25 protein-coding genes and 1 tRNA gene are annotated in these 16,730 nt (G+C 64.2%); 4 read left to right on the plus strand and 22 right to left on the minus strand.

The annotated features are described in order from the left end of the window. The first annotated feature begins 27 nt into the window (after nucleotides 1-27). Together H0X90_RS21485 and H0X90_RS21490 are read left to right on the plus strand one after the other, a co-directional pair. Complete coding sequence (locus H0X90_RS21485; protein ID WP_006486093.1) at nucleotides 28-414, plus strand: integration host factor subunit alpha; 387 nt, start codon at nucleotides 28-30, stop codon at nucleotides 412-414. A 58-nt stretch (nucleotides 415-472) separates the two neighbouring features. Then, nucleotides 473-886 (plus strand): MerR family transcriptional regulator, encoded by a 414-nt coding sequence (locus tag H0X90_RS21490; protein ID WP_006486110.1) that lies wholly within the window; start codon nucleotides 473-475, stop codon nucleotides 884-886. 81 nt (nucleotides 887-967) lie between these two features. Here H0X90_RS21490 and H0X90_RS21495 read toward each other — a convergent pair whose 3' ends face one another. Together H0X90_RS21495 and H0X90_RS21500 are read right to left on the minus strand one after the other, a co-directional pair. Then, entirely contained in the window at nucleotides 968-3,178 is a 2,211-nt protein-coding gene (locus tag H0X90_RS21495) for a hypothetical protein (protein ID WP_020979829.1), read from the minus strand. A gap of 294 nt (nucleotides 3,179-3,472) precedes the next feature. Continuing rightward, on the minus strand, nucleotides 3,473-4,351 hold the full coding sequence (locus tag H0X90_RS21500; RefSeq protein WP_006486109.1) for a tyrosine-protein phosphatase: 879 nt from the start codon (nucleotides 4,349-4,351) through the stop codon (nucleotides 3,473-3,475). Nucleotides 4,352-4,670: 319 nt separating this feature from the next. Here H0X90_RS21500 and H0X90_RS21505 point away from each other — a divergent pair, with 319 nt between their 5' ends. Together H0X90_RS21505 and H0X90_RS21510 are read left to right on the plus strand one after the other, a co-directional pair. Continuing rightward, nucleotides 4,671-5,384, plus strand: coding sequence for a bifunctional 2-polyprenyl-6-hydroxyphenol methylase/3-demethylubiquinol 3-O-methyltransferase UbiG (locus H0X90_RS21505; protein WP_006495357.1), 714 nt, complete (start codon nucleotides 4,671-4,673; stop codon nucleotides 5,382-5,384). Between the two features lie 131 nt (nucleotides 5,385-5,515). Continuing rightward, nucleotides 5,516-5,592, plus strand: a tRNA-Pro gene (locus H0X90_RS21510). A gap of 105 nt (nucleotides 5,593-5,697) precedes the next feature. Here the strand turns inward: H0X90_RS21510 and H0X90_RS21515 are convergent. From H0X90_RS21515 to H0X90_RS21610, 20 genes are all read right to left on the minus strand, one after another. Further along, nucleotides 5,698-6,831, minus strand: a complete 1,134-nt coding sequence (locus H0X90_RS21515) for a tyrosine-type recombinase/integrase (RefSeq protein ID WP_196438164.1) — start codon at nucleotides 6,829-6,831, stop codon at nucleotides 5,698-5,700. An 11-nt stretch (nucleotides 6,832-6,842) separates the two neighbouring features. Next, nucleotides 6,843-7,076: a DUF4224 domain-containing protein gene (locus H0X90_RS21520; protein WP_196438165.1), complete on the minus strand. Its 234-nt coding sequence runs from the start codon at nucleotides 7,074-7,076 to the stop codon at nucleotides 6,843-6,845. After that, on the minus strand, nucleotides 7,073-7,651 hold the full coding sequence (locus tag H0X90_RS21525) for a hypothetical protein (RefSeq protein WP_230877560.1): 579 nt from the start codon (nucleotides 7,649-7,651) through the stop codon (nucleotides 7,073-7,075). Before H0X90_RS21525 ends, H0X90_RS21520 begins: the two co-directional genes overlap by 4 nt. A gap of 112 nt (nucleotides 7,652-7,763) precedes the next feature. Continuing rightward, entirely contained in the window at nucleotides 7,764-7,973 is a 210-nt protein-coding gene (locus H0X90_RS21530) for a hypothetical protein (RefSeq protein WP_196438166.1), read from the minus strand. Further along, on the minus strand, nucleotides 7,970-8,209 hold the full coding sequence (locus H0X90_RS21535; RefSeq protein WP_196438167.1) for a hypothetical protein: 240 nt from the start codon (nucleotides 8,207-8,209) through the stop codon (nucleotides 7,970-7,972). The genes H0X90_RS21530 and H0X90_RS21535 overlap by 4 nt, the downstream gene beginning before the upstream one ends. Further along, a complete protein-coding gene (locus tag H0X90_RS21540; RefSeq protein ID WP_196438168.1) occupies nucleotides 8,206-8,643 on the minus strand; it encodes a hypothetical protein in 438 nt (145 codons plus the stop codon). Before H0X90_RS21540 ends, H0X90_RS21535 begins: the two co-directional genes overlap by 4 nt. Next, nucleotides 8,640-9,038, minus strand: a complete 399-nt coding sequence (locus tag H0X90_RS21545; RefSeq protein ID WP_196438169.1) for a DUF4031 domain-containing protein — start codon at nucleotides 9,036-9,038, stop codon at nucleotides 8,640-8,642. The genes H0X90_RS21540 and H0X90_RS21545 overlap by 4 nt, the downstream gene beginning before the upstream one ends. Then, entirely contained in the window at nucleotides 9,035-9,823 is a 789-nt protein-coding gene (locus H0X90_RS21550) for a hypothetical protein (protein WP_196438170.1), read from the minus strand. The genes H0X90_RS21545 and H0X90_RS21550 overlap by 4 nt, the downstream gene beginning before the upstream one ends. Beyond that, complete coding sequence (locus H0X90_RS35785; protein WP_230877561.1) at nucleotides 9,810-10,358, minus strand: hypothetical protein; 549 nt, start codon at nucleotides 10,356-10,358, stop codon at nucleotides 9,810-9,812. The genes H0X90_RS21550 and H0X90_RS35785 overlap by 14 nt, the downstream gene beginning before the upstream one ends. Continuing rightward, nucleotides 10,355-10,942 (minus strand): hypothetical protein, encoded by a 588-nt coding sequence (locus H0X90_RS21560; RefSeq protein WP_196438231.1) that lies wholly within the window; start codon nucleotides 10,940-10,942, stop codon nucleotides 10,355-10,357. Before H0X90_RS21560 ends, H0X90_RS35785 begins: the two co-directional genes overlap by 4 nt. Then, nucleotides 10,932-11,816 carry a hypothetical protein gene (locus H0X90_RS21565; RefSeq protein WP_196438232.1) on the minus strand — a complete coding sequence of 295 codons (885 nt, stop codon included), beginning with the start codon at nucleotides 11,814-11,816 and terminating at the stop codon, nucleotides 10,932-10,934. The genes H0X90_RS21560 and H0X90_RS21565 overlap by 11 nt, the downstream gene beginning before the upstream one ends. Before the next feature lie 10 nt (nucleotides 11,817-11,826). Next, nucleotides 11,827-12,804, minus strand: coding sequence for an RNA-directed DNA polymerase (locus H0X90_RS21570; RefSeq protein ID WP_230877564.1), 978 nt, complete (start codon nucleotides 12,802-12,804; stop codon nucleotides 11,827-11,829). A gap of 343 nt (nucleotides 12,805-13,147) precedes the next feature. Then, on the minus strand, nucleotides 13,148-13,525 hold the full coding sequence (locus H0X90_RS21575; RefSeq protein ID WP_196438171.1) for a four helix bundle protein: 378 nt from the start codon (nucleotides 13,523-13,525) through the stop codon (nucleotides 13,148-13,150). 14 nt (nucleotides 13,526-13,539) lie between these two features. Continuing rightward, nucleotides 13,540-14,022 (minus strand): DUF1566 domain-containing protein, encoded by a 483-nt coding sequence (locus H0X90_RS21580; RefSeq protein WP_196438172.1) that lies wholly within the window; start codon nucleotides 14,020-14,022, stop codon nucleotides 13,540-13,542. A gap of 30 nt (nucleotides 14,023-14,052) precedes the next feature. Next, nucleotides 14,053-14,415, minus strand: a complete 363-nt coding sequence (locus H0X90_RS21585; RefSeq protein ID WP_196438173.1) for a DUF1566 domain-containing protein — start codon at nucleotides 14,413-14,415, stop codon at nucleotides 14,053-14,055. Nucleotides 14,416-14,510: 95 nt separating this feature from the next. Continuing rightward, on the minus strand, nucleotides 14,511-15,269 hold the full coding sequence (locus H0X90_RS21590; RefSeq protein ID WP_196438174.1) for a 1-pyrroline-5-carboxylate dehydrogenase: 759 nt from the start codon (nucleotides 15,267-15,269) through the stop codon (nucleotides 14,511-14,513). 7 nt (nucleotides 15,270-15,276) lie between these two features. Then, nucleotides 15,277-15,594 (minus strand): hypothetical protein, encoded by a 318-nt coding sequence (locus H0X90_RS21595; protein WP_196438233.1) that lies wholly within the window; start codon nucleotides 15,592-15,594, stop codon nucleotides 15,277-15,279. 13 nt (nucleotides 15,595-15,607) lie between these two features. Further along, a complete protein-coding gene (locus H0X90_RS21600; RefSeq protein WP_196438175.1) occupies nucleotides 15,608-16,060 on the minus strand; it encodes a hypothetical protein in 453 nt (150 codons plus the stop codon). Nucleotides 16,061-16,233: 173 nt separating this feature from the next. After that, nucleotides 16,234-16,497: a hypothetical protein gene (locus H0X90_RS21605; RefSeq protein ID WP_196438176.1), complete on the minus strand. Its 264-nt coding sequence runs from the start codon at nucleotides 16,495-16,497 to the stop codon at nucleotides 16,234-16,236. A gap of 7 nt (nucleotides 16,498-16,504) precedes the next feature. Next, a complete protein-coding gene (locus H0X90_RS21610; protein ID WP_196438177.1) occupies nucleotides 16,505-16,729 on the minus strand; it encodes a hypothetical protein in 225 nt (74 codons plus the stop codon). Nucleotide 16,730: the final 1 nt, after the last annotated feature.

Below are 16,730 nucleotides of genomic sequence, written 5' to 3' on the forward strand. Positions count from 1 at the left end.
TTTGATTCAACGCGCTGTATGGCAGATATGAACGACATGACCTCGAGTGAATTCGAAGCCCTCCTGACGGCGCAACGCAGCGCGATGAACCGCGACGCTTCGGCGCCGGCGTCCACCGAGACGCCGACGCTGACGAAGGCGGAACTGGCGGAGCTGCTGTTCGACAGCGTCGGGCTGAACAAGCGTGAAGCGAAGGACATGGTCGAGGCGTTTTTCGAAGTGATCCGCGACGCGCTCGAAAACGGTGAAAGCGTCAAGCTGTCGGGGTTCGGCAATTTCCAGTTGCGCGACAAGCCGCAGCGTCCGGGCCGCAATCCGAAGACGGGCGAGGCGATTCCGATCGCGGCCCGCCGGGTGGTAACCTTCCACGCGAGCCAGAAGCTGAAGGCGCTGGTCGAAAACGGCGCGGAGTAAGACGCGCGCCCACGCCCCGCGCGGCCGCCGCGCACCCTTTACCGACGGTTAACCGACGATGACCACCACGGTTGAGAAAGTCGTCTTGCCTCCGATTCCCGCGAAGCGCTACTTCACGATCGGCGAAGTCAGCGAACTGTGCGGGGTCAAACCACATGTGCTGCGTTACTGGGAACAGGAATTCACTCAACTGCGGCCGGTGAAGCGGCGCGGCAACCGGCGGTATTACCAGCATCACGAAGTGCTGCTGATCCGGCGGATTCGCGAATTGCTGTACGAGCAGGGCTTCACGATCAACGGCGCGCGCAACCGGCTCGATTCGCCGGGCAGCGAGCGGGCCGCGGCGGAGCCAGCCGAATCCGACGCGCAGGCCGTCGATGCGCGTGGGGCGGCCAAGCCGGGCGCAACCGTCGACGTCATCGCGTTGCGGCAGGCGTTGCTGGACGTGATCGACGGACTGAAACACGACTGAGCGCACGGCGCGCAGGCAGCATTGAAAAAGCCCGGTTGGCGACCTGCCACCGGGCTTTTTCATGCGGGTCGCGCATGCGGATCAGCGCGATGCGAGCGGATTCTTCTGCCCGATGTCGACGACCAGCGTGCCGTCCGGCAGCATCCGCACCGAGCCCTGCGCGACCTGGCTGCGGTATCCGTACAGGTCGAACCGCATCGGGCCCGCCTCGGCCGAATTCCGGATCAACGCGCGCACGTTCAGTTCGAGCACGTTGAACATCTTCATGTCGCCGCCTTCCATCCACATGTAGCTCGGTGCATCGATCTGCGGCCGCTTCGGCGCGGCTGCACCCGCTGCGCGCCGGAACGTGAGACGCAAGCCGTCGCGTTCGACCGTTGCCTGGCCGAGCTTGCCGTTCAGCACGGGCGGCGGGAACACGGTGTACTGGTCGAGCACGAGCGTGTCGCCGCGCAGTTCCGCGCCGCGTCGGCGCAACGGCGTCAGCGACGCGAGCTCGATGCCGAGCGAGCGCAGCAGCGTCGCCTGCGGGATGCCGAGCACCGACACCTGCGACGGCTTGAAGGCGAGGTGCCGGTCGTCGAGCACCGTCAGCGAGCCCTTCATGTCGGTCGGCAGCCAGACCCCCGGCACGTGATTCCACAGCTTGATGCCGCCCTGGACGCGCAGGTTCTGCCCGTCCGCGCTCAGTTGCAGGTCGTTCAGCGAACGCGGCGAATAGTCGAGCAGGTAGTTGTTGAAGAGCGCCGACATCGCCTTCCACGATTCGACGACCGTGCCGCCGAGAATGCGGATGTCGTACTGGTTCGGATCGTCGAGATCGACCGGTTCGCCGGGCCGCCTCGACACGAGTTCCACGTCGAGATCCTCGACATGAAAGCCGATATCGCCGGACAGGTTGAAGTCGACGTTGCGCAGATGGATCGTCGGGTTGCGGTTCGACACGTGCCGTTCGTTGAACGGCGTCGTCGACGTGCGCCGCATCGCGACCTTCTGCATGCCGGGCCGCATCGCATCCGCCGCGAGCGCGTACGCTTCCCAGTGCTGGCGCACGTCGCGCAGCGCAGTCTGCTGCGCGGCGAGGAAGCTGTCGTTCAGGCGCGCCGCCGCGTTGCCGAGCAGCGCGCCGCTCGCCGGGCCCGTATACGAAGGCATCCGGATCGCCATCGCGCCGCTTTCGTCGAAGTTGAAGTAACCGGCCGACACCTGGTCGCGATAGTGATACAGGTCGAACACGAACGTCTGCTCGCGCTTCGACGAATCGACCGGACCGATCAGGATGTCGGCGTTCATCGGCATCGAGCGCATGAACTTCACGTCGCCGCCGCGGATGTACATCGCCTGCTGCGGGGCATTCGCCGGCATCGCGAAGCCGGCATGCGTGCCGTCGTCGAGCTTCAGGTCGAGGCCTGCCGGCGTCACGCGCACGGCGGTGATCGTGAGCTTCAGGCGCGGTGGCGGCATCAGCTTGTCGACCGCCATCACGAGATCGTCGCCGGCAAGTTGCGCGATCGGGGTCTGCACCTTCAGCAGGTCGGCCATCTTCACGTTGGCCGCGCGCATCACCGGCTGCGCGTTGATACCCGACACGCGTACGCCGGTCGGGTGGAACACGAGCTGGCTGCCGTCGCGGATCGCGAGCGTGCCGGTCAGCGAGAACGGTACCCAGCCGTCGCGCTGCATCTCGCCTTGCAGATGGATCACGCCGTCGCCGGCCGACACCGCGAGCTTGCGCAGCGGCGCGTTGCGATAGCCGAAGATGTAGGTGTTGAAGAGGGCGGTCAGCTTCGCATTGTCGAGCGTCACCGTGCCTTCATGTACGTCGATCTCGAAGCTCGTCGGATCGTCGAAGACGATCGGCGCGCCGGCCTGCGTCGGCACGAGCGTGGCCGACAACTGGTGGATGAAGAAGCCGAGGTTGTTGACGATGCGGAAATCGACGTCGCGCAGGAACGTCATCGCGCCGTTCTGGCCCGAGTCGCGCAGCGTGAACGGGCGCGGCTGCGTGAGGCTGATCGATGCGAGCGACGGCACGGTGCGCGCGATCTGCTGTTCGCGCGCGAGCCGCTCGGCCTTGGTGCGTTCGATCTTCGTCGATGCGATGGACGTGTTGCTGTCGCGCTGCGCGGCCGATTCCGCACAGCCGGTGCAGAGGACTGCAAGCGCCAGCGCGCCGCAGCCGAACACGCGGGACGTCGTGGGCGATCCCGGGGCGACCGTGCGTCGCAGGCCGGAAAACCAGTCGAAAATTGCCAAAGGCGAGCGATGGCCGCGCCGGACCGCATTCCGCATCGTCTGTCTCCATGTCTTGTCTTGATCGACGGCGGCGCGCGCGACTGCACGGCGCGAGCGTCGATGCCGTGCAGTGTGTCATAGCGCGCTAGAGCGGCGTTACCAAACAACGGACGCCCGGGCGCGGGGCGCCGGCGGGCGGCCAGACAACGGATTCGCGGTGGATGGACGGCCGTATCAAACGGCTGTTTGGTTTGTGCGGGCCGGCGGTCGGCGTCTTTCGAGGCAGCCCTGAAAAACCGCGGCCGGCCTTGGCCGGCGCGGGTTTCACCGGATGCGCACAGCAACGGCCGGTCAGACCAGCAGGCGCTCCCGGATCGCGTTTTGCGTGGCCGGATCGAGTTGCAGGCCGTTCTCGAGGTACGACGCCATCGAGCCGTACGACGTCGCGACCTGATCGAAGGCCGCCTGCAGATAGTCGGCGTGTGCGCCTTGCAGTGCGGTCATCATGTCCGCCGCGTTTTGTCCGCCGGCTTGTCGGGCATGGGCGACCGAAGCGGCGATATCGGCTGCGCTATAGACGTTGGTCAGCAGGTAGTCGGCCAGAATCGTTTGCCCGGAGATGCCGAGGATCGAGTGCAGAATGGCGGTCGCCCAGCCGGTGCGATCCTTGCCGGCCGTGCAGTGGAACACCCGGTTGTCGCCGCTGCCCGCGAAGCCGGTGAACAGCGCGTGGTAGCTGGCGTGCGCGCTGTCCGACGTGACGAATGCGCGATACATGCTCAGCATGAATGCCGTCGCGGTCGCGCCGGTCGTCGGAATCGGGTCGATACTGGCGGCCCCGAGCACGTTGAGGTTTTGCCAGGCGGCGCCGGCGAGCGGTACATCGGGTTGCGTCTTGATCTCGGCGGGCGTGCGCAGGTCATCGACCTGCGTGATGCCGAGCGTGCCGACGGTCGCGACGTCGGCGGCGGACAGCGCGAGCGCGGACGAGCGATAGATCGCGCCTTTCTTCATCTTCGCGCCGCTGGTCGTCACGTAGCCGGTTCCGTCCGGCCCGGCCGTGTCGCGAAAGTTCGACGCGGACGCCAGCCGCGGCGTCGTGACCGGCGCGACCGCTATCGCGTCGCCGCCGCATGCCGACAGCAGCGACGCGCTTCCCAGCGCGATGCCGATCGTGCCGGCGCCCAGCCGGAGAAAATGTCGACGGGAAATTTCGTTTTTCTGATGCATTCGATGCCCTGTGTCGGAGACGGTTACCAGGCGTCGCGACCGCGGTGCCGCTGCCCGCGCGCGACATGGCAAGGCCGGGGCGAGCCGGGTCGATCGGCATGCAGTCGGACGGCTTGCCGGGCACGTCGATCTCGCGCCGGCTTACCGCACGGTAGCGATTTGCCGTCAAGCGGCCATCGTCCTTTTCGATTAGGGGCGAATGCCGGGTAGCGGCGCGGCCCCGGGCATCGACCGATACGCGCGGCGATGGCGGCGAGGTAAGATCGGCATCAGTGGCGGGTTCGATATCACGACACGGCAGCCATCACGGGGAAGCGCCATGGACCTGAAGGAAGTCGACGTACTCGGTGCGGGGGTGGGCGATCACTGGTACTACGCGTCGAAGGCGAGCGCGATTCGCCGGTTCCTGGGCGCGTCGGGCGCGAACCGGATACTCGACGTCGGTGCGGGCTCCGGTTTTTTCTCGAAGCATCTGCTCGAACGCACGCAAGCGACGGAAGCGTGGTGTGTCGATACGAGCTATGCTGACGACAGCGACGGCGAGGCGGCCGGCAAGCCCATCCACTTTCGGCGTGCCGTCGATCGATTCGATGCCGATCTCGTGTTGCTGATGGACGTGCTCGAGCATGTCGACGACGACGTCGGGCTGCTGACGCAGTACGTGCAGGGTGCGCCGTCGGGCAGCCGGTTCCTGATCACGGTGCCCGCGTTCCAGTTCCTGTGGAGCGGCCACGACGATTTCCTCGAACACAAGCGCAGGTATACGCTCGGCGGCCTCGAGGGCGTGGTGCGGCGTGCCGGGCTCGACGTCGAGCACGGCGCCTATTATTTCGGCCTCACGTTTCCGCTCGCGGCCGCGTTGCGGCTGGGCGAGCGGGCGCGTTCGCAGCCGCGCGAGCCTGCGTCGCAACTGCGTCGTCATCATCCGTTCGTCAACGGCTTGCTGAAGACGATCTGCCGCATCGAGCTGCCGATGTTCCGCTTCAATCGCGTCGCCGGCCTGACGGTCATCTGCGTCGCACGCAAGCGGTGACGACGATGCGCGGTGAGTGCCGCGGATTGCCTGCATCGCCGCCATCACGCCAAAAAATTGCACGAGAACATTCACAAAATGCATGCGACCCGTTCTAAATCGGGAAACTGTCTGTTATAATTTTTTTCTTTCGGGGCGTAGCGCAGCCTGGTAGCGTACCTGCATGGGGTGCAGGTGGTCGGAGGTTCAAATCCTCTCGCCCCGACCAGACAAGAACCCGCACGGCGTAAGGCTGTGCGGGTTTCTTACTTGGTGCTCAATTTTTGCGCAAATTGGAGGCCGTATTAGAGAATCTCTAATATCGGGGCGCGATCTATGCAGATTTGAGCGTCGGCAAGTGAAGGACGACGTTCGATCGCGGTACCTCCCGCGACTTGATGTAGGTCTCGGTCGTCGCCGTATCGGTGTGGGCGCCGGCGACTCGCAGCTCCTCGATCGCGTAGCCGGCGCGCTTGGCATCGGTCATCGCCTTCGCGCGAATATCCTTGATGGTGTAGGGTTTACCCTTGATCGACGCATCGAACTTCTCGACGCGCTCGATCGCACCATCCCACGCGTCGCGGCACGCCTGGTCGGTCTTCGGATTGCCTTTTTTGTCGCGGATCACGTACTTCTGGCCGAACGCAGGGTCGAGCAGCTCCGCGCGCGCGAGCACCGCGTCGATGTCGGGTGTGATCGGCCAGTCGACCGCCTCGCCGCTCGAGTCTTCGGTCTTCGTCGGAACGAAGTGGATCACGCCGGCCTCGCGGTCGATCTGGTCCCAGCGCAGCAGCCGGATTTCTGTTGACCGCTGGCAGGTCAGGTAGCACAGGTCGACAAAGCACTGCATCATGGCGCCGGTCGGGACCGTGCCGATGATCGTCCGCTCGTTCTGCTTCCCCTCGTTCTTCTTGTACCGATAGGTCATCAGGGCGGCGCGGACGGCGAGGAAATGCCGGTCCGGGATGTAGACGTCCCGGTCCTTCGGCTTCTTCACCTTGACCTCGCGGCAGGGGTTCACCTGCATCAGCTTCTTCTTCCGGATCACCCAACTAAAAAACCGCGTCAGCCACGCCTTCATGGCGCGCTGCATGGGGAGCTTCTCGCCCCATTTCATCGTCAAAAAGTCCTCCACCGCGCCGGCGTCGATCCGCTCGACGTTCCAATCGCGCAGCGCCGAGATCACCGCATCACCGCGCCGAACCCACTCGTCGCGATAGGTCTCCGCATACTGCTTCTTGTGGGTGTCGACATACTCGCCGACGAGCCGCGGGATATTGCCGATGCCGGTGGTCGGCTCGAACTTCCGCTTCTCCTCGGCGAGCCGCTCGTGCATGCGGATGTCGCCGTCGTCGACGCGGCACAGTCGCTTCCACTTCCCGTCGGGACGCACCCAGTAGAACGAGCCGTCGCGCATATAAACGCGACTCGGCAGCCCGTCTGGCCGTTTTCGGCGGCGTGCATTCATGGGTTGTTGTCCTAGTAGATCCGTGGCCGCTCGAACACGGCTTCGGAGCGTGCTTCCGCCGTCCGGAGGCCGAGCTTCGCCTCGGTGAGGAGCCGGAACGTTTCCCACGTCAGCGCGATGCTGCCGTCGTCACGCCGCGGCACGTCGACGCTGAATTGAGCCTTGAACCAGGCCGCCTGCGCGCTGTAACGCTTTTTTCCGGTTGCCTGCTCCAGATCGGCCGCTGTCATCAGACCGGTGCTCATCGTTCGATCCTCCGAAATTCAACAACCCATACCCAGGGATTGGCTTCCCAGCCGTGGCCGCGGGCAGCGTTGATGCCGTCCCATAGCGTCAAGAACGAGCCGATCGGGTTTCCCGAGGCCATTCCTTCCTCGGAATAGTCCCGCCACATACCCTTCAGATCAGGGTCGTCGGTTTTGAACGGTTCGATGCCTTCAGCGATCGCATCCGATTCGCTGATGCTCTGGAGGCGCTCGGCGCGCACGCCGGTGATCTCGAGCGTGATGCGCGACGCCCAGCGCGGCATGTGGATGGACGGCGTCCAGCCGCGCGATTCCTTGGCGTCGAGCGCCTGGAACGTGTCGAGGTCGATGTCGACTTCGGCGCGGCCGTCGTCGGCCTGGTACGCGATACCGGCATAGCGGCGTGTCGGTCGGCCGCCTTCGAACGTCTCGGTGCCGATGCGGCGCACCTCATGCGTTTCGCGCACCCACAGACGGTCGCCGACGTCGCCATGCGGGCAGACGCAGCAATCTCGGGCGCCGGTATGTCGCCGACATATTTCGCCGTGCAGCCGCCGGCCGTCGTCGGCTCCCATGCGCCGAGTGGGTTGTTGTGCGGCAACCGGATAACGCGACGCGTCTGCGTTTTCCGGCCTTCGAGGATCGCGCGCACCATCGGGCTACTGAAGAGGATTGGTCGTTCCTTCATCACATGTCTCCGCTTTCCAACGCGCCGGTATCGCGCCATTCATAGGGTTGCGGCGCGGCTCGAGGCGGTTCGGTAGCGATGCCGATACCCGTCATGTCTATGGTTCCATCCAGCATGAAAAGGTGGCTGTAGCCGGCGGCGCGCAGTTTGCCCGCAATTTCCTGGAACGCGGATGCCGACAAGGCAAGCGTTGCGACGGTATAGGTCATCGGGTGCTCCGCAGATAGTCCTGCAGCTGCACGACATACTCGTCGTGCGTCGGATGGTCGGAGACGACCAGCGTGCAGTGGTGGCTGGAGAAGACGCCACCGCCGATGGAGCGCTCGGGCATTTCGCCGGCGGCGATGAGCGCGGCCATGTCGGTGAGGGCGTTCGCCAAGTGCTGGGGCGTGTCGGCCTGGATGACAGCCTCGAACCGGACGGCGCGTTTCGGTGCTTCGTTCAAGACATCACCTCGGCAGGTTCGATGAGGTTGGCTGCAACCCATTGGCGCATGCGCGTCCAGCGCTCTTCGGGCGTCTCGAAAACGGTTTTCCCGAGGACGTGATCCCAGCGATAGCCGTTCTCGTCGTTTTCGAAAACGACCTCTGCGGCGAGAGCGGGGGCGATATTGAAGGCCGCGGCGACTGCTTCTCTGTCCTCCGGATCGATGCTCTTGAGATCGAGTCCGCGAACTTGCCCGAGGACCCCCAGCGTGCAGAAATCACCGTCTGCAGCCTGCAGCTCATTGGTGATCAAGCGTTTTTCCGGCATTGCGTCGAGCGCTGCGGCGAGATCCCGGAGCAGCGCCTGTCCGCGCTTACCGCGAATCGCGCGCATGACAGCCCCGCGCCACAGTTCAACGTTCTCGCAATCGTCGCTATATCCACTTCTGCTCATGACTGGGACTCCGGGAGGTTGTCGGTCGGTGCAGCAGCTGCACGAGCTGCGTGACGGTCGGCGATGAACTGCTTCAGCCACTCGACCGCGTCATCGGGCGAGCCGAGCGAGCCGGTGACCTTGCGACGTTTGTTCATCGCGCTGCACTGATCGAGGGTGATCGGGACGGCGCCGGCGGCGATCGCGGCGGCGCGCTTGCTGATCGCGATGTCGAAGTGCTCGTCGCGCGTACCGCGGTGCTGGATCCACTTCGGATTGACGTCGATCGTGCGGACCATGGCGAGTAGCTCGCCGGTCGTGTCCGCAATGAGGTGCGACATCTTGTAGATGCGGCCACTTGCCGTTTTGAATTCGCCGATCGGGTGGCGATACATGTCATCGACGTAGACGGTCATTGCGTTGCTCCTACCGGATCGCTGTCGATTTCGTCGTCAGCATCGGCACCGGGGAATAGGGCGAGCGCCTCGTCGCAGTGTGCAAGGATCGATTCAGCGTTCTTCCGGAGCGCTGCGATGCCACCGTACGAGCGCATCGCGCCGCAGGCGAGCACCGCCTTCACTGCGCGGCCGATTTCCTCGCTGTTCGACCAACGACGAATTTCCACGCCGCTGATGCGCTCGATGTCGGCGATCTGCTTCCGCAGGTCTTCGAGTTCTCCAGTTCGGTGCTCGACTTCGCGCTTGATGCGCTTCTCGTCGCCTTCGCGCAGCCGCGCGATCTCGGCGCCGACGGCGGCCGCCACGATTCCCTCGTCGGCCGCGCTCGCGCGGCGCATCAGTGCGGCGACGAACTGCCGCGTTACCGCCTCCGATTCAAGCTTCGGCGCGGCGACCAGTTCGCGCAGCGTGCCGCCCGGCTTCACCTCGTAGTGGCCCCACGTCGGCGGCAGCTCACCGTCCTTCAGCACGCCGGCCGGCGCGACGATCCACCAGTGGTCGCAGTAGCGCTGGACCGGCGCCGACTTCGACGGGTCCTTCAGCTCGCGCAGCCAGTCCGAGCGGCTGACCTTCACCTCCATCCCGTGGATCGCGAGGCCGCGCGACGGCCACAGGTTCATCGCGACCGCGTCGGCCCAGCGGTTGTGGCGCGCGCCGGTCGCATCGGCCACTTCGAAGAAAAGCGCCCACTCGGGCGAGCAGAACCGCGCACGCAGCGCAGCTTTCACTTCAGCCGTTTGCATGGTCGTCCCCTTCGATGGATTCGGCGCGGTCGATACGCTCGATCGCGGCGAGGATTAGCGCGCCGGCTTTAACGAGATTTCGGCGAAGAGTCGTCGGCTTCCACCAGGCGGCCGCCCATGGCCATGCCGGCGGCGGATCTCCGGCAGGGAATGCGAGCGTGTACATCGCATAGCAGCCTGCCGCGCATGACAATTCGTGGTCCCGATATTTGTCGTCATGATCGGGCGTCCAGCCTTCCTTGTCGACTTGTCGGCGACGCTCCGCAATGACGTCCCGCACCGCCTGCGTGTCATGCGCCACCCACGCCGGCGGTTTCCCGAGCGGAGGCTTCCATTGCTCAGCGCCATCCACGTATGTGTAACCCACAGCTTCAAGGGTTCGCACGGCTGCGTTACGTGCGCGGAGCGCAGCCTCGCGCGCTTCGTCGCGCGCTTTACGCATCTTGAAGAAGCCGCACGGTTCGGCAGCACCGTTCTCGACGTTTCGATCGTCTCCGCAATCGTTAAGGCAATCGCAATTCGGTTTCTGGCTCATGATTGGTTTCCGGTGCGAGCGGCGTCGATGGCGAACTGAAGCGCCGGCCGCATGTTGTGGATGCCTAGGCTTTCGAAGTACGTGCCGACCTCGCGCACGATTTCAGGCGTCACGGGCGCGCGGCCGAACTCCATCGCGGACAGCTTTGCGGGAGACAGCAGCAAGGCTTGTCCCATGTCGTACAGCGACGTCTGTGCGACGATCCGCAGCGCACGAACGAGCATGCCGTAGGGTGTGAGCGAATTCGTGAGGCTCGGCTGCTCATACGTCACCTCGGCGCGGGACGGCGGCGCGATCGTGACGCGCTCGAGCATGTCGATATGGCCAATGGCTTCGCCACCGCAGACCGGACACGGCACCTGAACGGATGCGGATAGTTGCTGGCGGCCAGAACGGTCGAGCAGCCCGGTAAGACGTTCAAGCAGTCGCAGTTCGGCTTCATAGAATGCCTTCGCGTCCAGATCGTCGCCCCAGTCACCGTCGACGGTGTGGCAACTCTTCAGCGCATCGGCGCTGCGCGAAATGCTCTGACAGGCATCCATGATCGTAGAGCGAGCGCTGGAGGTGACATTGCTATTCGACATGCCTGTCTCCTGCGCGTGCAGCATCGATGGCGGCGCGGCCTTTCTTCGTAATGGTGAAGTGGTCGCATTCAAGTAACCCCTCTCCGGCCCACTTCATCAACAGGCCATAGTCGACGCAGGTTTCGCCGTCATCGTCGAAGTCTTGGCAAGCACGCAGGAACTCGTCGCGTTCGTCACCACTCGCGAACAGAGTCACCTCGGCGCTCGGCTCCGGCTGCGGCACGCCGCACGTGGTCGACGGGCAGGTCGGGTTGATGGGACAACCGTGGCACTTCGGATGAGGCTCCGGCTGGCCCGGATGGGCGGCGAGAACGCTTTCGAGCCCGGCAATCGCATCGGCGCACTGGCCGACGAATGTGCCGTCACCGGCCTCGACTTGCTGAAGCACTTGGATCGCGTAGTCGATGGCGTCACGGCGGTCGTCAGTCAGCCCCTCCCGAGCGTCTGCCTGCGCGGGAGGCGGCGGGGCAGCGTAGACAACGCGCGCGAGCGCTGGATCGCTCTTGACTCGCTTGTAGTACTCCGGCGTCGTGTCGAGCCACGCGCCATCCTCAGTGAGGATCTGATAGATCGGCGCCGGCGCGGCTGCGGGCTGATCGGTGGAGGTGTCGCTCGCGCCTACAACCACTACACCGTGAGTTCTTCGGATGAAGTTCGCGTGGTCACTGCCTTCTGCGACATCAAGTTTCGGGGCAGCGTATAGCCTCAGAACCTTGGCAAGACGCCAGTAGACGCCTCCAATTTGAATATCGAAACCGCGTGCGTTCTGGCTGGGCTGTTCCAGCCTATGCAATGCTTCCCGAACATACTTCTCAGCTTCCTCAATATTCATTTCGCCTATAGGCGCTTCGGCGTTGCAATTTCCGATGGTCATGGCATCGTCCTCAGAAAGTCTTCGTAAGATCCCGATCGATGGCTTTGCCGAGTGACCGGAGAAGATTGGCCAGCCGAGCGCGATCGTGGTGACTGGCGGTTGCCTGACGCAGCAGGCCGAAATATGAGTTGGCGACCGGCATCAGGTCGCGCGTGGGCGCTCCTGCCACACGACGCAGTGCTTCATTGCGCGTTCGCTTCCGCGTCTCTCGACGCCAAGGCTTGATGACCTGGCCAACGAAGTCGACGCCGCGGTCAATCGGCTGCAGGATGGTCTTGCGTGGGTTGATCCGCGCGCCGAGCCGGGCCGGCAGGAATGCCGTCACATCAGCGAGGATCTCGTTCAGTCGCGCCGGAGATTCGTCCAGGAACACGAAGTCGTCGACGTAGCGAACGTAGTGCCGCGCGCGCAGCTGGTGCTTCGCATGCTGGTCGAGCACGTCGAGATAGACGTTCGCGAAGAACTGGCTCGACAGATTGCCGATCGGCAACCCGAGGTGAGCCGGCTGCTCGACCAAGCGCTTGTGGGGTGGCACGCGATCGAGCAGATCCGGATCGCCGCGATAGACGAAGTCGCCCCGCGGATCGTGCATGAGCACCGTTTCCGTCAGCGCGCGCCAGAAGGGTTCGCGGATCTTCGCGAGGAGCAGCTCGAGCAGGGTCGGCTTGTCGATGCTGACGAAGAAGTTCGCGAGGTCGCACTTTAGGTAATACGTCGGCCGCGACCAGTTCTGCGTAATCGAACGGATCTTCGATTCGAGCCTTTCGGCGGCGCGCAGCGTTCCCCGTTCCTTGATGCACGCGAACGTGTCGACGATGAACGAGCGCTCGAAGCGCGGGCCGATGCGGTTGTACAGCAGGTGGTGCACGACACGGTCGCGGAACTCGGCTGCCCATACCTCGCGCGGCTTCGGTCGCGTGATGACGAAGCAGATCGAGCGGCCAGGACGGTAGGTGCCCTCGGTCAACTCGTCGTGCAGCTCGCGCAGGTTGTGTTCGAGATCCGCTTCGAACGCAAGGGCTGCGGGGCTATTGCGTTTAGTTCGCCGGCAGTCGAGGTATGCCTCGACGAGCTCGGCGAAGGTGAAACTCTCATTCCAATCTGCGGACGGCCCGAGCGCGCAGCTTGTTGTTCTGTTGGTTGTTGTTCTGGTTGCCGTTGTTGAAGTTCTGATACCAGGCCCAGCCGGAAAAATCGTGCTATCTACGTCGCTCTGCCGATTGCTCAGCCGAGAAACTGCGCTGGACGTCGCCGCACGCTGGCGGCGCGTTTCCTCATTGCGCATGGCGGTGCCCTTGTGGGGCAGCGGCACGACCAGATTGAAAGATCGCTCAGCCATGGAAGCCGTGACCTCCCTGGAGCGGGCGATTACCTGCGGACTTCTTCCATGCGTTTGCCTGCTTCCCGATACTCGTCGTCAGCTCGACCGCGCGCGCGTATGCGCCCTTGTCGACCTTGCGCTTGTTGAAGCCGAGGCGCAGCAGCAGATTGATCACCTGCAGGCGCTCGATGAGATCGCCGAGGTGAGGCGACTTGTCGGCCGCCACATTCGCGCGATATACCAGCACGATGATCTCGATGCACTCGGCGCTGATCTTCTCGCCGACCGACCGTTTGAAGTCCCGCTGCATGTTCGTGACGACGTCCGTCACGACATCCAGCAGACCTTCAGCGGTGCGGTAAATTGGCAGTTGGGTGTGCAGGGCCACGATGGTCTAAATGGTCAAATTACTGAAGGAATGAATCTGCGGACGGCCCGAGCGCGCAGCTTGCTGGTCTGTCGGTAGTAGCTCTGGGTGCCGCCGTCGAAGGTCTGATACCAGGCCCAGCCGGACTCTTCAGCCTCTTCTCCGGACCAGTACCAGGCCGATTCGAACTCACCCTTCAGGTTCGTGAAGAGCAGCGACTGTTCGCGACGCGTGGGGAGTTCGCCGTCCTGCTGTTCAGCCCACTCGCGCGCCTTGTCCCATGTCACACTTTCGGCTTCGCCGGGCAGCAGGATCAGGTAGTGGCTCAGTGCGCCGTCCTCGTTGAGGATTGCACCGGCGCAGCGTTCACCGGCCGCGAGCGGGATCGTGACTGCGTCGACTCGATACTCGGTCGCGCGAGGCTGCTTTTTCAGCTCGTCGATCATCGCGTTGATGCGGGCGTGATCGTCAGCGAGCTTCGACTGTGCGGCCTCGATAGCCGCGAGCGTGGTCGTCATGCGATGCTCCGATTGAAATGGATGAATGAATCAATTTTTGAATCTGCGGACGGCCCGAGCGCGCAGCTTGGTGCCCTGACGGCTGCCGTGCTGGTAGCCGTCGTCGAAGTGCTGATACCAGGCCCAGCCGGCGTATTCGGGGTCGTCGTCGGGCGTGTTCGACCAGTACGCAGCCTTCTCGAACTGATCGCGGTGCTTCTCATACAGGATCACGAGCTCCACCCGGTTCGGCAGATCGCCACCGCGCGATTTCGCCCATTCCAACTGGTCTTTCCACGGTGCGTGTCCGTTTTCGCCAGGAAGAAGAACGGTATGTTCGATATCGCCGTTGGCATCGACGATGCCGCACAGGTAGATCTCGCCATCAGCGAGGGGAGGACGTTGGATCTGCATGACTTCTCCTGAGAAAGAAGGGTGCCGTCCTGGCCACCCCCTGAAAAACGCCGCCCTCCGAGGTAAAAGGCGGCGCGGCTACTACCGGCAATCGGTTATTGCCCGCGCGGGCGCCACTCGGCGCCGCGAACGATCCGACCGATCGGTTCAAGAACGAGTATTTCGGTTTCGCGATTGCCGCTCACCAGGGAGCGACCGCGCTTCTGGGCTTTCTCGATGGTTGCGTGGCGCATGGGTTTCGCGTCGCGGCCGATGGTGACGAATAGCGACCCGACGGGCCGAACGTCACCGCTCAGCGAGTCGATGCGCTGCTCCAGCTGTGCGTTGTTCGCCTTGAGGCGCTCGTTCAGGTCCTTCAGTGCCGCGATCTCGTTACGGAGCGCTGCCAGTTCGTCTTTCCTGTTGGCTGCCGCCGCGGCGCGCTCGCGTGCGACTTCGATCGCGATCGTCATCGTCGGGGGCAGGTCAAGGATTTCGAGCAGGGAGCGGACGCGCTCGGAAAGAGCGGCCATCGCGCTGTCGGGCGCCACTTCACGTACCTTTTCGCCAGGCGCTAGAGTAGGAATGCTGGCCGGCCGCGATTCGCTGACAGCTGGTGCGGCTGCGCCTGCGGCGGCGTCATCGACGGCCGGATCGGACTTGCCTTGGACGGCCGGTTCAGATTTGGCGGTCGATAGCCAGTAGGTGTATTCGTTCCCACCACCAGGCCGCTTCTCGCGCTCGACGAGCCCGTCGGCATGCATCTTGTTCAACGCGTGCGCGACATCGAGCTGCGGCATGCCGATATTCAGCGAGATCTTCTTGGCAGTCGAGTTGACGACGGTCGACAGGTACTTTTCGATCAGGTCACGCATGATTCGCTCAGCCTTGGTTGTCTGCGGCGACAGGTTCGGCACCATCGGTGCCGGCCGCAGCACCGGTCTGTCCGAGGCGATGTTGTGAAAGCACGCGTGCGGCTTCGAGCATGATTTCGCTGTCGTGCGCGTCGATCTGGAGCGCGGCACGGTTTCGCAGACGCTCGACGAGCTCGGCCGTGTTGCTCGGAGCGACCACGTAAGCGAGCGCGAAGCGTTTCAGCGCCTCGAGCGAGCCGGTGGCGCTCCGGTATTCCTCGCGCCCGATACGTGCGTCGAGGGTCACGGCGAGGCCGGCCCGGCGAGCGATGTCTGCGATTTCCATGGCTGGCCCCCGATCAGTGCAGCGCGCGCGTCGGGGACGATTCCGGCGCGACGATCGTTTCGATTTCTTCGGCCGTCGGAAGCCAATTGATGACCGTGTCCGTGATCACGTCCATCACACGGCGTTGCTGCGCGATCTGACGTTCCTGCTCGGCGCGCAGCAGGCTCAGCGCCTTCAGCCAGCCCGGGTCGCTCGCCGGGTTGTCGAGCCATACAGCCGACCACTGGCCGGCACCGAACCGCTCGTCCATCTGTTGCTGCGTATCGGCACGCGTCTGCGCGATCAGGAAGACATCGCTGCCCGGCGCATCGCACTCGCTGTCGACCTGCATAGCGAAGCGGGCGAAGGGAAGGGTCCAGTCGTCGAAGTGGGTGACGCCGATTACGATCCCGTCTTCCGACGGCGCGACGATGGGATGGCTCGGGTCGGTCGGGCGGCGGTCATTGAATACGTAGACGATCTTCATTTCGGTTACCTCATCTGCTGCGGTTGGTGCGCCTTGCAGCGCGCTGGAGTGCCCTAGCGGTCCGATACGCTTCGCGGAGGGAGACGTTCCCCTCCTGAAGGTCCGCCATGACTTGCCAAAGATTCGGGTGCGACGGCACCGAGCCGCGTCGCCCACGTGCCTGCCGCTTCATGTCAGTCCTCGTCGCGATCGTTCGCGGCGCGCCGCTTGATGTCGAAATCGCGATCGGCATCAGTTGCGGGTCGAACGGGTCGTGCGGCGGGCTTGAACGTCACGTCGCGGACCTTCGGGTTCGGGTGCAGTTGTGCACGCACAGCTGCTTGAATCGCGGCTCGCAGTGCGGGGTTCGAAAGCGCCTTTTCCGGCGACCCGGCACCGAGCGTTGAGCACGCGGGGGCGAGCACGTCGTCAGGCAGGCGGGTCGGGGTCGGGCGCATGTCGGACTCACATGCAGCGCGAAACCGCGCACTGGACCTCGTATTGCGCCGCCTGGTCCTGATACTGGAAGTAGCCGAGCACGACCAGGTACACGAAGCACACGCCGAGGATGGCGAGCACGTTGCGGGCGATCCGAAACGCTGTGCGCGCCAGGCGATGGGCACGCGAATCGCGCTTCGCACGCTTCCAGGTGATCAGGGATTCAGCCGTCGGTTGGTTCGTCGTGTTCATG

Source organism: Burkholderia sp. 9775_39, from assembly GCF_015712225.1.
GTDB classification, from domain to species: Bacteria; Pseudomonadota; Gammaproteobacteria; order Burkholderiales; family Burkholderiaceae; genus Burkholderia; species Burkholderia cenocepacia.